The sequence below is a fragment of the Cellvibrio sp. UBA7671 genome, assembly GCA_002483145.1.
In the GTDB taxonomy this organism is placed as follows: Bacteria; Pseudomonadota; Gammaproteobacteria; order Pseudomonadales; family Cellvibrionaceae; genus Cellvibrio; species Cellvibrio fibrivorans.
Genome location: DLHJ01000005.1, coordinates 188,702 through 204,817 on the forward strand (window position 1 = coordinate 188,702; position 16,116 = coordinate 204,817).

Annotated in this window: 10 protein-coding genes; 4 read left to right on the plus strand and 6 right to left on the minus strand. The window is 49.7% G+C overall.

Annotated features, from left to right (window positions below):
* Positions 1–138 precede the first annotated feature (138 nt).
* The 4 genes from B4E62_RS07170 to B4E62_RS07185 all read right to left on the minus strand — a co-directional run bounded on the left by B4E62_RS07170 (position 139) and on the right by B4E62_RS07185 (position 5,474).
* Entirely contained in the window at positions 139–987 is an 849-nt protein-coding gene (locus tag B4E62_RS07170; protein WP_310073689.1) for an efflux RND transporter periplasmic adaptor subunit, read from the minus strand.
* Between the two features lie 75 nt (positions 988–1,062).
* Positions 1,063–3,228: an efflux RND transporter periplasmic adaptor subunit gene (locus B4E62_RS07175; RefSeq protein ID WP_331351603.1), complete on the minus strand. Its 2,166-nt coding sequence runs from the start codon at positions 3,226–3,228 to the stop codon at positions 1,063–1,065.
* Positions 3,229–3,235: 7 nt separating this feature from the next.
* Positions 3,236–5,032: an efflux RND transporter periplasmic adaptor subunit gene (locus B4E62_RS07180; RefSeq protein WP_331351604.1), complete on the minus strand. Its 1,797-nt coding sequence runs from the start codon at positions 5,030–5,032 to the stop codon at positions 3,236–3,238.
* 220 nt (positions 5,033–5,252) lie between these two features.
* Positions 5,253–5,474, minus strand: a complete 222-nt coding sequence (locus tag B4E62_RS07185) for a DUF1289 domain-containing protein (protein WP_331351605.1) — start codon at positions 5,472–5,474, stop codon at positions 5,253–5,255.
* A 433-nt stretch (positions 5,475–5,907) separates the two neighbouring features.
* On the opposite strand from B4E62_RS07185, the gene B4E62_RS07190 reads away from it, so the two are divergent.
* The 4 genes from B4E62_RS07190 (at position 5,908) to trxB (ending at position 11,188) form a co-directional block, all read left to right on the plus strand.
* Positions 5,908–7,818 carry a sensor histidine kinase gene (locus tag B4E62_RS07190; RefSeq protein ID WP_331351606.1) on the plus strand — a complete coding sequence of 637 codons (1,911 nt, stop codon included), beginning with the start codon at positions 5,908–5,910 and terminating at the stop codon, positions 7,816–7,818.
* A complete protein-coding gene (locus B4E62_RS07195; RefSeq protein WP_331351607.1) occupies positions 7,811–8,266 on the plus strand; it encodes a response regulator in 456 nt (151 codons plus the stop codon). The genes B4E62_RS07190 and B4E62_RS07195 overlap by 8 nt, the downstream gene beginning before the upstream one ends.
* Before the next feature lie 41 nt (positions 8,267–8,307).
* Positions 8,308–10,065, plus strand: coding sequence for a putative bifunctional diguanylate cyclase/phosphodiesterase (locus B4E62_RS07200; protein ID WP_331351608.1), 1,758 nt, complete (start codon positions 8,308–8,310; stop codon positions 10,063–10,065).
* A gap of 172 nt (positions 10,066–10,237) precedes the next feature.
* Positions 10,238–11,188, plus strand: a complete 951-nt coding sequence (trxB, locus tag B4E62_RS07205; RefSeq protein ID WP_310073677.1) for a thioredoxin-disulfide reductase — start codon at positions 10,238–10,240, stop codon at positions 11,186–11,188.
* A gap of 108 nt (positions 11,189–11,296) precedes the next feature.
* Here trxB and B4E62_RS07210 read toward each other — a convergent pair whose 3' ends face one another.
* Complete coding sequence (locus tag B4E62_RS07210; RefSeq protein ID WP_310073675.1) at positions 11,297–11,989, minus strand: DUF3313 family protein; 693 nt, start codon at positions 11,987–11,989, stop codon at positions 11,297–11,299.
* A 233-nt stretch (positions 11,990–12,222) separates the two neighbouring features.
* Positions 12,223–16,092 (minus strand): phosphoribosylformylglycinamidine synthase, encoded by a 3,870-nt coding sequence (gene purL, locus B4E62_RS07215; protein ID WP_331351609.1) that lies wholly within the window; start codon positions 16,090–16,092, stop codon positions 12,223–12,225.
* Positions 16,093–16,116 lie beyond the last annotated feature (24 nt).

Below are 16,116 nucleotides of genomic sequence, written 5' to 3' on the forward strand. Positions count from 1 at the left end.
TAGCCTCTGTCGGGCAGAGCACAGAGCTGCTCAAAAAACACTCTAATTAGTTATTTTGGCACATTTTTCGACAACACTGCAGCTCATACAAAAATAATCTATATCCCAACCAAATAGGAGAATTTGGTTTTAATAGCCTTAAGGCAAACTACGGGCATCCAGCAAATTCAGGGTAACCCCGTCAAAACTGACCCTACACTTCAAACCACTCGGCAGGCGATTATTGGGATTGGGAAATGACAGACGAATTCCGAAGGTATTGCTCGGCCCATCAATTACCTGATCAACCAGGACCACTTCAGCGGAATAGCTCCGGTCGGCAATACCCAGCTCCGGTAAAACACTCGCCTTCATACCGGCTTTAACTTTGCCGTAGAGGCTTGCAGGCGCAAACACTTCCACACGCAGGGGATCCAACTGCGCCAATTTGAGTACCGGCTCAAAATCAATATGCTCACCCGGTTCTTTCAGGCGCTCAACCACAACACCATCGATAGGGCTAACCAGTGTGCGCCGCTGCAAGTCGGCCAGCGCACGCTTATGCTCCAACTCAGCCTGCCGCTTACGATCAAGCGCCTGTTGCAGCTGTTGCTGTGCAATTGCATGCTCGGTTTTGAGTTTGTCCAGCTCGGAAAAAGACGCGGCTTTCTTCTCGTACAAGTCTTTTACCCGAGTCAAGGCTCGCTCGCTAAACTCAACAGCCAATTGTTGGGCCTGAACATCACTGGTCAACTCAGATTGTACGCGGCGTAATTCTGCGGTCGCCGCTTCCAACCCCGCATCCAGGCGCGCAACCACATCACCTTTTTTGACTACATCATTTTTATCGACCAATACCTCGCTGATAACCCCTTCAACAGCGCTACTCATTTCCACCACGACGGAGGGCTCAATGCGGCAATTAAGCTGCGCAGGCTCCTGAGTCTGCGCAAATGCCTCACTGCCCAACAAGGCAATCAGTAGTGAAAAACCGGGAAATTTATACATGCTACATCCGTCTAAAAAATATTAAGGCGCTATAAAAATACATATTGCTTATTACTATAGTGCAAAAAAAACAGGTTACGAAAAATGGCGTATGAAAAGTTGCTGCAATGCGCGGTACCACTGCGCAGCCAGAGGTTCCGCCGGATGCTGGAAGCGCACATAGGCGCGTTCGCCATAACGACCGGACTGTACAAAATCATTCAGGGCCAGATCCAGCAAAAACACCTCTTCTTTTACGCGAGTGCCGGAAGGATGGGTTGAGTCCACCGCTAATCGCCCACCACCCTGTGCGCCCAATACCTGGCTGGGTAACTCCCGGGTTGCAACCGGAATATCCTGTGCCATTTCCGCTTCAATACTCTGCAGCGGATTGCTGGCAAATTTGATACTAACTCCCGCTGTGGCTTGGCGAACCAAGCCTATTTCATCTTGCAAGAGCGCAGCGCGAACACGCACGCTATCGGGCTTTTCGATCAGCGCAAACTCATCGCCCTGCCGCAAGAAACTACCAGGCAGATGATACTGGCGGGTAATCCGGAAAATGCCACTGGAAGGGCTGCGCACCACCAGATTAACTACGCGGGATTGCAATAATTCGATTTCAGCTTTAATGGCATTGATGTCCTGCTCAAACAATTGCGCTTGGGCGCGGTCTTCAACCCATGCCTGCTGATAGCGGGCTTCATACTCACGCAGATGAGCTTGTTGTACGGCCAAATTCGCCATTAGTACCGGATTATGTAAGCGCACCAGCTCCTGCCCTTGCTCTACAGTAGTGCCATCTACAACTAACAATTGCGCTACTTCGCCGCTGGACTCCACTTTTACCCGCGCCTCATCCGGCAACCACAGCACAGCTTCAACGGACGTTGACATTGGCATAGGGACAGCGACCAACAACAAAATCGCCAGCGCTACACCCGCCCCGGTCACACCCAGAGCACGTGCACGTTTACTGGCTAATTGTTTATCGCTCATTAAATAATTGAGTGCTTTGAGTGCAGGCCACAACAATTGAAAAAACAACAACCAACAGCCAATCACTAACCCTAGTGTCGGAAAATAATTCGCCACTAACAAAATAATAAAAAACAACATAAATAAGCGATACGCAAACGCCGCCACACTGTAGCCCGTGAGCAGCACCGCTTCGCGATAATTCACTGCCGGTGAAAATACACCACTCAAACCATAGGCATAGCGGCGCAATAAATAACTGAACTGCTGATTCGCGCGGGTGGCAAGATTGGGTAAATCGAATGCATCAGTTAGCAGATGATAGCCATCAAAACGCATGAGCGGATTGCCATTAAAAAATAGCGTGGATACACCGCCGATAATAATGATGTTGTATAAAAAATCGCGCAGAAAACCGTTAGGTAGTTGCAGCCACAACAAGAGTGCGAGCGCCGCTAAAAATAATTCCACCGCCATACCCGCCGCCCCCACCATCAGCCGCTGGCGTTTGGATTGAAAACCTGTCGCTGCGCTCGCATCGACATACGGCAAGGGTGTGCCTACAACAAACACCAAACCACAGTCATTGACTTGCCCGCCCCAGACTTTGGTAAATAAACCGTGTCCCAATTCATGCAACACTTTAAAACAGGGATAGGTTAACCAGAGCAAAAATAAATTCGACGGCGATAACACGCGATCCAAATGCCCTTGGGTGAGCTGTGTCCAATGCACGCCCACTTGCAAGAGCGCATAGCCAACCACGAGCAGCCACACAATCCCCATAGGGCGCGATGCGAGCAAACGTGCGACCGGCATTAATTTATCGAGCAACCGATCAGGGTTGCCGAGCGGGATATTCCAGGTGAGAGGATTCATCAACAACCGCAGCCAGCGCTGTTGTTTTTTTTGCTCGCGCCGCGCAAATAATTCCTGCGTATTCGGTGGCAGATCGCACACCAACAAATCCGCAACATGCAAATATTGCAGCAGATGAATTAAATCATCGCGCGTGGGAATTTCATCTTCCGCCGCATAAAATTCCGCGTGCGCCGCTGAGGCAAGCACTTGGCTCAACGAATTGCGCCCATCCATCGCACTGATCAAGCGCCAGGCAGAAGGTGTGAGGCGATGGAAGCGGCCATTGCTTTTATCTTGCAGGATGTACCAGCGCTCGCCGTTGTAATCGCGCCGCTGGATATGGATGTGGCGCGGCAGTGATGGCCGCAGCGATTCCAGCCGCTGCCAGACGGGATTGCTGTTAGACGCTTGGGATTCAGTCATAAGCGGATCACCAGAGCGTCAACCGCAACCAATGCCACAGATCGTGGAACCAGATCCAGCCCAATGCGCGGCGGCCAGCGGTTAATTTGCCAGTGCCGGTCATACCCGGGCGCAACACATCCAATTCCTGAATTAATTCAGCATCCACACGGAAATAATTGCGTCCCTCACGCACTTCGCTGATGGGTGTAACGCTTTTTACACGCACGGCAAAAACATCACCGGGCAAACTGGAAAATTTCACCTGCCCTTCCTGGCCGGATTGCACAGCGGCAATATCGCGCTCATCAACAAATAACTGCACCAGAAAACCCTGCGCAGCGGCGATTTCAAATAACACATCACCCTGTTTTACGGGCGCGCCCTGGGTTTGCGAAATATCGTCCGAAACGATAATGCCGTCCATGGGGGCAATTAATTGTGTGCGCCCCAACTGCTGGTCAATCAGCCGCAATTGGATGCTGGCTTGATCCATTTGTGCATCGGCAATGGCAGCGTCTACACGATCGGAATTGGCGAGCGCTGTGTCGTAAGCCTGACGATACTGCTGCACCTGGCTCGCCAATTTTTGGCGTTCAAGGCGCAAGTCCTCATCATTTAATTGTGCCAGTGCTGCACCTTTTTTTACGCTGTCGCCCGGGCGCGCAGTGATTTTTCCTAAATAGCCATCCTGTGGTGATACCACCAAATATTTTTCGGTGGTTTGCAAAGTCGCGTCGGCAGATACGCGATAGTCGAGCGGCACAAACAGTGCGATAACCAATATCAGCAGCAAGGTCGCGATAATTTTTCCACGCCAGGAATCTTCACCAAACCAGCGCTCCAGCCGCTGTGCAGTGCGCTGCTTTAACCCTTGCCACACACTCGCACCCGCCTGCTGGCGCAACGCGATAATCGTTCCGGCAAAATGCAAAGCTTGCTGCACAAAGCTGCGCTGGTCATTCGTCAGCGCCGCCTGTTTATCCAGCTCGATGGTGAGCACACCAATAATCACATCGCCATTACGCACCAGTAAACTGTGCACGGATTGCAGTTGCTGTTGCTGCTGTAATTGCTGGTGCGCGTGTTTGATCAACACCGGTAAGGTCGATTCAGAATCAGGCGCAGGTTCGGCAATGTGTGCAGGAGGAAAATCAATTGCAGCACCCTGCTCCAGCGCCTCCGCCATGGCTTCACTAATGGCCTGCATCGCCTGGGTGCGTTTATCAAAGTTGGCGGAAAATGAAATTGCCTCCAGCGCAATATTGTTTGCGTGGCGCACGCCCAAGCTAACGCGCGTTGCTTGCAAAAACCCGGCGAGCAAATTCACCAAGCTGATTGCAGTCTCTTGCAGCGAGTTTTCTTTTAATAAACTGGCACTGAGTTGCAACAGCGCCGGACTGGCAGAGTTTTTATCAATGATGGGTACAACAGCTGGAGGCGGAGCCTCGTCGGGCTGTTGCAATAAAAATTGCAACCAATATTGGCCGAGTTTGAGATTCTTTAATACGGCGGGTAATTCTTTTTTATCTTTTAATTGCAGATGCAGGAGCAACACGCCCCAGGGTTCACCGTCAATTACCAGTGGCTGACCAAGAATAAAATGGCCATCAACATCCGGTTCAAGGTGCAGGCGTTTTTTATCCAATACCTGCGTGAGCGCCTCACGCAGAGTGGCATTATTTGCCGCTGCATTGGGCCATTTGGCGACAATTTTGGGGGAAACGCCAAACGTGGTTTGCACCAACATGGCAGCACTGACGCCACCGAGCATTTGGCATTGCATGCTGAGCCAGAGTTTGAGCGATGCTGTAAAAGACTGCATGGGCGTTCTACTGGTGTGTTTGGTCCTAAGTCTTGGACAAATGCTCCAAGGTATCGAACAGTTTGTTATTGTTGTTGGCTCACAAGTTAACGATATAAGTTCTCATCAACAAAGTCAGGCATTCAGGGCAAGTCTAGTTCTAATGGCGAAAAGTTGTATAACAAAATCGCTGCTATTTTTATCGTGGCGAAGAATAAACGAATGCAAAATCCGGTGCCAGTTACTTATCAGCACCATGGCCCCCTACATCAGGTCTGTGTCGTGCTTGCGACCTGCGTACGGCCACCTGAGCCAGGATCTGTGTTTTTGCCTCATTATCCACAACGCTCCAACGAGTAATTTCCTCCAGGGTGCGAAAACAGCCCACGCAAATATCAGCCTCATTCAAGCAGCAATTGCGTACACAAGGGGATTCTACGATTGTGCTCACCCGTTTCTCCATCTGCTGTTATTACCCAACATTATAACCAATACAAATCACTAATTATTTTCTGCGAAAAATAGCTTTTTAAGAGTATTTATCAATTGCTCATCTACACTCTTGTCTGTTAGTGCTTTCCCTCGCGTCGCCAAACTCCAGTAGCAACATGGTTGGAGGGAATATTTCTCAGGGGCTATGGATTGAACGAGACATGCACCGAATTACGTTTTTTGGTTATAGCTATCCCTTACCGCCAATATTAATCTCAGGCTTTTTACTTGCACTGGGCATTGGTGTGCTAATTACCTGGCACGCCCCATATACGTTGTCGTCTATATACCCCTACACAACACTCATGACCTATAACACGGCGATAGGTATTATCACTTGTGGTTTGGGTTTATACGCCATACTGCGTTCAAGACCTGTGTTTTTGTTCATATGCTGCTTCGTTTTGTTCGCTCTCGGCGCGCTCACGTTATTAGATTTGATCGCCGGTATGCCATTCGATACGACTAACTGGTTTATCGTTTTACTCAGCGAACCACCCGCTCATACCCAGCCCATGTCACCCGTTACTAGCGCAGCATTTTTGCTTGCATCATTCACCTTGTTTTTTGGGTCATACACAGAAGGTGCACGCAGCATAATAGCCACCCTGTTAAGTCTGCTGATTTTTTTCACTGCAGTGTCCACCGTATTCAGCCAGGAGTTTGGGCTTTTCCCCAGTTTTATCTGGATGGGCATAAAAATGTCACCACAAACCGCAGTGAGCCTGGTTGGTTTCGCGATAGGTATTTTTGTTCTTCGTTACTCAGCGGCTATTGAAGCATTTAATCGGCTGAATTTTTTTAATCGCTTGGTGACCGGTTTTATTTTTATGAGTTTGCTATTTATTGGTATTGGTTCGATCGGGTTATTGCAAATCAATAATGTTGCACAGATTTCACAAAAGTTGTACCAAGGACCACTCCAAGCGAGCAATGCATCACTGCGCATTAAAAATGATATTGGTAACCTTAACCGTATTATTAAAGATGTGGCAATTAACCCGGACCTGATTAGGAAAAAAAATATTCCCGCCATACTGTTAGAAATTGAATTAAAAATTACCAATGAACTGGCGATCATTGAGCGCGAACAGCTGGCAGCAAATGATATTGTCCAGTTTAAGACCCTGTTTAATGATTGGAAAATCGTTATCCACAATATTCACCAGCAATTGGAAGCCGGGGATATTGAGGGTTATAGAAACATTGCCCTTAGCCAAATCCAGAATACAACCGTTATTTTGGAAAATTTATGTGACCGCATGATCGCCGAGGCGCAGGAGCAAATGCGTCTACTGAATGAGCAGGCTATCCTGACCAAAAACCACTCCGCGAATTTAATGCTGGTGGTGATTGTCGGTTTTTTGCTCGTGGGGATTTTAGTTGCAGCATTGATCACCCGCAGCCTGAGTTGGCAGCTGGAAAAAATTCGCCAAGCCATGCTGACGATTGCAAATGGCGATACGCAAATCGCGATTCCGTTTAATGACCATCCCCACGAAATTGGTGATATGGCCAAAACGCTCAAGGTGTTTGCGCACAACATCGATGAACGTAAAAAATCTGCACAGCTTCTGGAACAGCATCAACGAGAACTGGAGAAATCCAATCAGCGGCTGGAACAGACCAATAAAGAATTGGAAACATTTGCCTATGTCGCATCACACGATTTGAAATCACCCCTGCGCGGCATTGCACAACTGTCTAACTGGATCGATGAAGACTTGGCAGAAAAGGAATTTGCAGAAGTGGGGAAACACACCCAGATGCTGCGCAACCGCATTCAGCGAATGGAAAAATTACTCGATGATATGTTGGTTTTTTACCGAGCAGGCAAGATCGATGGCAACATCACCCGTATCGATCTGGCCCATATGGCAAAAGAATTATTTGAAATCCAAAACACCAAAGCAGGCCTTCATTTGGAGCTGGGCGACAACTTACCGGTATTCGATAGCCTGAGCACACCCTTCGAGCAAATCCTGCGTAATTTATTTTCCAACTCCATCAAGCACCATGATTTGGATGAGGGGATTATTCGTATTGAAGGTCGACGACTCAATAATGATTTTTATGAGATCAGTGTTAGCGACGACGGCCCTGGGATTCCCACCAAATTCCAGGAGCGGGTGTTCGGCATGTTCCAAACATTAAGGCCGCGCGATGAACTGGAAGGCAGCGGCATGGGGCTGGCGCTGATCAGAAAAATTGTGGAAACCTACGGCGGCAAGATCAGTGTACATTCAGAGGGGCGCGGCTGCCGTTTTACCTTCACTTGGCCACAGACGATCAAAAGGAAACCGGACCATGATTGATAAAATTCACCCGCTCGGTAACCAGGAATTCAAAACCGTCAGTTTGCTGATTATCGATGATGACGATATAGATGCAACCGCACTAAGGCGCGCGCTCCATAAACTCAAATTGCTCAACCCACTCTACCGCGCTAAAGACGGCATGGAAGCACTTGAAATATTGCGTAATGGCGAAGTGCCCAGCCCTTACATTATATTGTTGGATATCAACATGCCGCGCATGAACGGCCTGGAGTTTTTGGAAGCGCTGCGCGCTGATCCGGAATTAACCCACGCGGTGGTGTTCGTCCTGACCACCTCCAAGTCGGACGAAGACATTATTGCAGCCTACCGCGAGCATGTTGCCGGCTACTTGCTAAAACAGCGAATGGACAGCGATTTTATGCAAGTGGTGAGTTTGCTAGATCACTACTGGCGCGTTATTGAACTGCCCATCAACGAAAAATAATGGCGGTTGACCAAGTACATTTAGGCGGAGAGGTATCCTGCATGAAGCTATTGCTCATCGACGACAACGAACTTGACCGGCAAGCCATTATTCGCACATTCAAAAAAACGGAATGGGATATCACTATTGCCCAAGCCTGCTCCGCTAGTGAAGGTCTTGCCCAATTTGACAGCAATGATTTTGATGCAGTGTTGCTCGACTATCGCCTGCCCGACATTGATGGCATGGAGGTTTTGCAACTCCTCAATAAACATCCCCACCATCACGCCGCCATTATTATTCTCACTGGCGCCAGTGCCGATGATGATCTGGAGCGCGAATTTATTGAAGCTGGCGCGCAGGATGTCTTGTTCAAATCCGAAATTGCCCATAAGCATTTAACCCGCGCCATCACCCACGCGCGTGCACGCCATGTGCTAGAGCGGCAACTGCAAGAGAGCCATCAGCGGTTACGCGCATTGGCCGAAAATGATTCGCTCACTGGCCTCGCCAATCGTTACTACTTTGATGAGAGCTTGCGCGCTGCCATCCAGCGCGCTAAACGCCACAATGAACAACTCGCACTATTATTTCTCGATCTCGATAACTTTAAATTTATTAACGATGGCCTCGGCCATATTATTGGTGACCAGGTATTAAAAGAAGTCGCAACGCGTTTGCTTCACGTGGTACGTGCAGGCGACATTGTCTGCCGTTTGGGTGGCGATGAATTTGCAATTCTCGCACATAATTTTGATTCGCAAGAATCCGTACGCCAACTTGCACAGCGAATTCTCGATGATTTGCGCCGCCCGATTTTGATCGGCAGCAACGAGCATTCCATTTCAACCAGTATTGGTATTGCCGCTTACCCGGATGCAGGTGAAAACGCCAGCGATCTACTCAAAGCGGCCGATATGGCTATGTATCGCGCCAAGCAAGATGGCCGCGCTAACTTCCAATTTTTTTCTTCGCTGATGCAAGCGCAAATGCAAGAGCGCCTGCGCCTTGAAAAAGAATTGCGCGCATTGATTCCCACCGATCACTTTATTTTGTTTTACCAACCCATCGTAGATGCACAAACCTTTGAAATTTGCGGCGCAGAAGGTTTAATTCGCTGGGACCATCCAGAGCGTGGCATTTTGCCACCGAGTGAATTTATTACCCTCGCTGAAGAGATTGGATTAATCAGTGAGATAGATTCGAAAAGCCGCTTTAACGCTTGCAAACAATTGGCCAACTGGCGCACACAGGGATTGGTTGATGATAACTTCAATATGAAATTTAACGTCTGCGCCCAGCTGCTCACCGATGAAGATTTATACCAAGGCATTATTGATGACCTTGCCAGTACCGGTGTACCCGGTCGCTGCGTAAGCCTCGAAATCACCGAGTCGGTATTGATCGAGAATTTGGAGCGCACCGCAAAGAGCCTGCAAAAAATTCAGGACTATGGTGTAGAAATTGCCGTCGATGATTTTGGTACTGGCTATTCTTCAATGGCCTACCTGAAAGAATTACCAGCGCGCACGCTCAAAATTGATCGAAAATTTATTCAGGGTGTGCCCGATAACGCGGCCGACTGCCGCATCCTTCGCGCCATGATCGTGTTTGCCAAAAGCCTGGACTTAACCGTAGTGGTTGAAGGAGTTGAAACCCGCGAGCAAGCGCGTGTCTGCCGTGATTATGGCGCGGATTTGTTACAAGGTTATTTATTTTCCAAACCCCTTTCGCCCTCGGCATTTGAGCAATTGCTAAAGAGCCACAATGCACAGGAATGGGGTAACCGCCTGTCTACACTCGGCACCAAAGCGGGTTAATAGCCCCCAAGTGGTATTTTGTCGATCAAGAAACAAACACATAGCCAAACCCAATACCGCGCATTGAGCCATACAATTTTGCACGGCTATTGCGATTCGCCTATCATGCCCCCACATTGGCAAAACCCCTTTGCAACCTTCCTATTTATTGCATCAAGTTCAAGGATCTCCTATGAGTGACGTACAACACCATCGCCTGATTATCCTCGGCTCCGGCCCCGCTGGTTACACCGCCGCTATTTACGCCGCGCGCGCCAACCTCAAACCCGTAGTGATTACCGGTATGCAACAAGGCGGTCAATTGACCACCACCACCGAAGTAGAAAACTGGCCCGGTGGCGTACACGATCTGCAGGGCCCGGACTTGATGGTGCAAATGCAAGAACACGCCGAGCGTTTTGACACCCAGATTATTTTTGACCACATTCACGAAACTGTATTGACCGAACGTCCATTCAAATTGATTGGCTCCAATACTTATACTTGCGATGCGCTAATTATTTCCACTGGCGCCTCTGCGCAGTATTTAGGTCTGCCGTCAGAAGAAGCCTATATGGGCAAAGGCGTGAGTGCCTGTGCCACCTGTGATGGTTTCTTCTATCGCGACCAAAAAGTTGCCGTTGTTGGCGGCGGTAATACTGCCGTGGAAGAAGCACTGTATTTGTCCAACATCGCCAGCGAAGTCACTCTGATTCACCGTCGCGACAAGCTGAAATCAGAAAAGATTTTACAAGACAAACTCATGGCAAAAGTGGCTAACGGCAATATCAAAGTGATTTGGAATCACCAGTTGGATGAAGTGCTGGGCAATGATTCCGGTGTGACCGGTTTGCGCCTGAAAAGTACCCAAGATGGTGCAACCCAGGAGATTGATGTCGCCGGTGTATTTATCGCGATTGGCCACAAACCCAATACCGATATTTTTGAAGGCCAGCTCACTATGAAAGATGGTTACATCAAAGTAAAAAGTGGCTTGGAAGGCAACGCCACCCAAACCAGCATTGAAGGTGTATTTGCAGCAGGTGATGTGGCTGACCACATTTATCGCCAGGCGATTACTTCATCAGGCTCAGGTTGTATGGCGGCGCTCGATGCGGAAAAATATCTCGACGATTTGAAATAATCACCAGATTTTTTTGCACAAAAAAAAGAGGAAAAGCCGCAAAGGTTTTCCTCTTTTTTATCGACTCAGCTTCAATTCGCAGAATTAAGCGAAATACCATTGCAGCGATTAACGGCCCGACGCTTTATCTAACTCTTCGCGCAATTTACTCATCCAATGGTTAAACGCCAAGCGCACTTGTACATTATTGGTCACACGATTATTTTCTTCCCAAATCCGCCCCAGATCACGCTGGTCGGTAATAATCGCCAAAGGCTTTCCTGAAACAGAATCGTAAAGCGAAATTTCCAACGTCATAGTGCCCATGCCTTCACTGTAAACCTTTACATTGGTTGGGCGCCCTTTCATATCATCTTTACTCCCCAGAGGAGCAATCTCCACGACTTTGGCCGATACCGTTAGCACGTCGGGACCCGCTTGCATTGCCGTGGCGTAGGTGCCATCAGCAATTAAATTATTCATCAACGCTTCGGTATATCGTTCTTGATAATAACGACGGTCTGCATCATTCAACTCCCATGGCGTATCGTCGGTGAGGTTACTGGATGATAGCTTGCGGATTTTTACCTCGTTCAGGTTTAACTGCTCAACAAACAGTTTTTTGTATTGCGAAAACTGCGCGCCGGGCGCAATAAACGTGCCGTCAAAACGGGATTTTTCAACCGCCGCAAGACCTGCTTTATCGGCTTTAACCTGGGCGTCTTTTTCATGCTTTTTTGTTATGGAGCAACCGGCAACCAAACTGGTAGCCAGTGCAAGGAACACGAGGTTGGATGCAGTGCGTTTCAATAGCGTATTCATGGCTTACCTACCTGTATATCAATTCAAACATTCAGCGGATTAGCCCGCAGGCTTTTATAAGACGTTATTCGTAATTCAGGGTTCAGCGGATGCCTACCGGGCATCGCGGTTGGCAGACCATAACAAAGCTGCCAAAAGAATGTAAGTTATTGAAGCACAAAAACAAACCGGGAGGCTAAAGCCTCCCGGTTATGTTTGTAATATTTTGTAGACTAGATGCGATAACCCTCAGGCTACCCCACAAACACCCGCGCGTTGCGGAACAAACGCAACCAGGCACCATCATCTTTCCAATCGTCCGGCTTCCATGAATTGCTTACTGCGCGGAACACACGCTCAGGGTGCGGCATCATGATAGTGGTGCGACCATCTTTACTGCTCACGCTGGTAATCCCCAAGGGAGAACCGTTCGGGTTGGCAGGATAGGTTTCAGTAGCATTGAGATTGTTATCGATAAAACGCATCGCCACAGTGCCACTCTCATTACATACTTTCAGTGCATCAGCATTGGCAAATTCGGCATAACCTTCACCGTGCGCAACCGCCACAGGCATATGCGAACCGGCCATACCTTTGAACAATACTGACGACGATTCCTGTACCTGTACCAAGCTGAAACGCGCTTCAAATTGCTCAGACAGGTTGCGCACAAAACGCGGCCAGTGATCAGCGCCGGGAATGATATTTTTCAAATTTGCCATCATCTGGCAACCGTTACACACACCCAGGCTGAAGGTATCGTTGCGGTGGAAGAAACGCTCGAATTCATCGCGTACTTTGTTGTTAAACAAAATGGTTTTTGACCAACCCTCACCTGCGCCAAGCACGTCACCGTAGGAGAAACCACCGCAAGCCACCAAGCCTTTGAAGGTTTCCAACGATACACGGCCAGAGAGTAAATCACTCATGTGCACATCAACGGCATTGAAGCCTGCGCGATCAAACGCCGCAGCCATTTCAACATGGCCATTTACGCCTTGCTCACGCAACACTGCGATGGATGGGCGCACGCCAGTGTTAATAAACGATGCTGCAACGTTTTCATTGATGTCGTAGCTTAGTTTTACGCTCAAGCCCGGATCTGCTTTCAAGATGCCGTCGAATTCTGATTTGGCGCAGGCCGGATTATCGCGCAAGGCTTGCAGGCGATAGCTGGTTTCTGCCCAAAGCGATTGCAGTTGCGCACGCGGTTGATTGAACAAGACATTCGCACCTTGGTTGATAACCAAAGTATCGTCTGTATTCAAGCCACCGATTGCTTTCACACTTACACCTGCAGCAACAAAACGCGCTTGCACTGCAGCAGAATTTGCGCGTGTTACTTGTACAACGGCACCGGCTTCTTCGTTAAACAGAACAGCCAAGGCATCAGCACCCAAACCATCCAGGTTGACACTAACACCTGTATGTCCGGCAAACGCCATTTCAGCAAGCGTGGTAAATAAACCACCGTCGCTGCGGTCGTGATAAGCGAGCAATTCATTTGCGGCAAGGCTCGCTTGCATCGCATTAAAGAAGCCTTTGAGTTGCGCACCCGAATCCAGATCGGCAGGAACATCACCCAGTTGGTTATAAACCTGTGCCAGAATTGATCCGCCCAAACGATTTTTACCATTACCCAAATCGAGCAGCAGCAATTCAGTATCGCCTTTGTCGGTTCTGAGTTGCGGCGTCAGAGTTTGGCGAACATCCACTACCGGTGCGAACGCAGAAATTACCAGCGACAAAGGCGCGGTTACGGCTTTGTCTTCGCCACCGTCTTTCCATGCGGTGCGCATGGACATGGAATCTTTACCCACCGGAATGGTAATGCCCAGTTCAGGGCAGAGTTCCATACCAACGGCTTGCACAGTGCGATAGAGTTTTTCATCTTCGCCCTTGTGGCCAGCGGCGCACATCCAGTTGGCGGAAAGTTTTACGTCGGACAATTTTTCAATGCGAGTCGCAGCAATATTGGTAATAGCTTCAGCTATCGCCATGCGGCCAGATGCGGGGGCATCGAGCAGCGCCAGCGGTGTGCGCTCGCCCATGCTCATAGCCTCGCCTTTGATACTGTCGTAACTCACGGTAGTCACCGCAACGTCAGCAACCGGCACCTGCCATGGGCCAACCATTTGATCGCGCGCCACCATGCCGGTAACCGAGCGGTCACCGATGGTGATGAGGAAGTTTTTGCTCGCTACGGCCGGGTGTTTGAGCACACGCTCAACCGCATCATTTAACGCGATACCATCGGTCGTAAACGCATGAGTAGCTGCTTGGTGTTTATCGGCACTGCGGTGCATTTTGGGCGGTTTGCCAAACAGTACAGACATCGGCAGATCGACCGGTTTTGCATCGAAATGTTTGTCGTTAACCAATAAATGTTTCTCGTCGGTCGCCTCACCCACTACCGCATAGGCTGCGCGTTCGCGTTGGCAGATGGCTTCAAAACGCGGCAGATCCGCAGGCTTAATCGCCAATACGTAGCGCTCTTGCGATTCATTACACCAGATCGCCAGTGGGCTCATGCTCGGTTCATCGTTGGGCACATTGCGCAGCTCGAACTTGCCGCCGGTACCGCCATCTTTCACCAATTCAGGGAAGGCGTTGGATAAACCACCCGCACCCACATCGTGAATAAAGGCGATAGGGTTTTTATCACCCAATTGCCAGCAGGCGTCGATCACTTCCTGGCAACGGCGCTCCATTTCCGGGTTTTGCCGCTGTACCGAGGCGAAATCCAGATCTTCTGAAGACGAGCCGGAAGCCATAGACGATGCCGCACCACCGCCCAAACCGATCAACATGGCTGGGCCGCCGAGCACGACTAATTTGGAACCCGCTGCAAAAGGCGGTTTTTCAATGTGTTCGGCTTTGATATTGCCGTAGCCACCGGCCAACATAATTGGCTTGTGATAACCGCGACGCTCACCGTCGAAGTCCTCTTCAAAGGTACGGAAGTAGCCGCAGATATTGGGGCGACCGAATTCGTTATTGAACGCTGCTCCTCCGATAGGGCCGTCGAGCATGATATCGAGCGCGGTCACAATGCGACCCGGCTTGCCATAGTTCTGTTCCCAAGGCTGGACGAAATCAGGGATTTGCAGGTTGGAAACGGTAAACCCGTTCAAGCCCACTTTGGGTTTGGAACCGCGCCCTACTGCACCTTCATCGCGAATCTCACCGCCAGCGCCAGTACCGGCACCCGAGAAAGGGGAAATCGCCGTTGGGTGGTTATGGGTCTCAACCTTCATTAATAAATGAATCGGTTGCTGGGTGTATTCGTAGGCCTTGGTATCCGGGTTGGGATAAAAGCGCCCTGCTTCGTGACCAACAACAACCGCAGCGTTATCGGCATAGGCCGAGAGCACGTCTTCACCGCCCACTTCGTTGGTGTTTTTGATCATCTTGAACAGGCTGCGCTCTTGTTCTACGCCGTCGATAGTCCAGGACGCATTGAAAATTTTGTGGCGGCAGTGTTCGGAGTTGGCCTGGGCAAACATCATCAATTCAACATCGATGGGATTGCGACCGAGGGTTTTAAAGGCGTCAACCAGATAGTCGATTTCGTCGTCGGCCAAGGCCAGACCGAGGGATTTGTTGGCGGCGACCAACGCATCACGTCCGCCGCCGAGGATGTCTACCGAAGTTTGCGGAGCCGGAGCTTGGGATACAAATAATTGCTCTGCGGCTTCAAGGCGATCAAATACGGTTTCGACCATACGGTCATGTAATAGCGCGGTAATTGCAGCGCGATCGGCAGCTGAAATCGCTCCCGTTACATAATAAGCAACGCCGCGCTCAATGCGGCGCACAGGCTCAAGGCCAGTATTTTTGGCGATGTCAGTCGCTTTGGATGCCCAGGGAGAAATAGTCCCAAGGCGCGGCACTACCAAAAAGAGTTCACCTTCATGGCTCACTTCGCCCTCGACTTTGGGGCCATAGGTAAGCAGTTGCTGCAATACTTGCTGCTGCTCAGCACTTAAAGGGGCGGCAACATTAGCAAAATGTACAAACTCGGAACTAACACCGGTCACAGTAGGAACGCGCAGTTGCAGGTTGGCCAGAAGTTTTTGGGTACGGAAACTGGAAAGAGCGGGAGCGCCACGCAGGATTAACATAGTGGGAAGAGCCTCGGCATGGGG

Bases quoted from the DNA above. Each gene is read 5' to 3' on its own strand.
- B4E62_RS07170 (WP_310073689.1), bottom strand. From the start codon at position 987: ATGTATAAATTTCCCGGTTTTTCACTACTGATTGCCTTGTTGGGCAGT.
- B4E62_RS07195 (WP_331351607.1), top strand. From the start codon at position 7,811: ATGATTGATAAAATTCACCCGCTCGGTAACCAGGAATTCAAAACCGTC.
- B4E62_RS07175 (WP_331351603.1), bottom strand. From the start codon at position 3,228: ATGACTGAATCCCAAGCGTCTAACAGCAATCCCGTCTGGCAGCGGCTG.
- B4E62_RS07210 (WP_310073675.1), bottom strand. From the start codon at position 11,989: ATGAATACGCTATTGAAACGCACTGCATCCAACCTCGTGTTCCTTGCA.
- B4E62_RS07180 (WP_331351604.1), bottom strand. From the start codon at position 5,032: ATGCAGTCTTTTACAGCATCGCTCAAACTCTGGCTCAGCATGCAATGC.
- B4E62_RS07185 (WP_331351605.1), bottom strand. From the start codon at position 5,474: ATGGAGAAACGGGTGAGCACAATCGTAGAATCCCCTTGTGTACGCAAT.
- trxB (WP_310073677.1), top strand. From the start codon at position 10,238: ATGAGTGACGTACAACACCATCGCCTGATTATCCTCGGCTCCGGCCCC.
- purL (WP_331351609.1), bottom strand. From the start codon at position 16,092: ATGTTAATCCTGCGTGGCGCTCCCGCTCTTTCCAGTTTCCGTACCCAA.
- B4E62_RS07200 (WP_331351608.1), top strand. From the start codon at position 8,308: ATGAAGCTATTGCTCATCGACGACAACGAACTTGACCGGCAAGCCATT.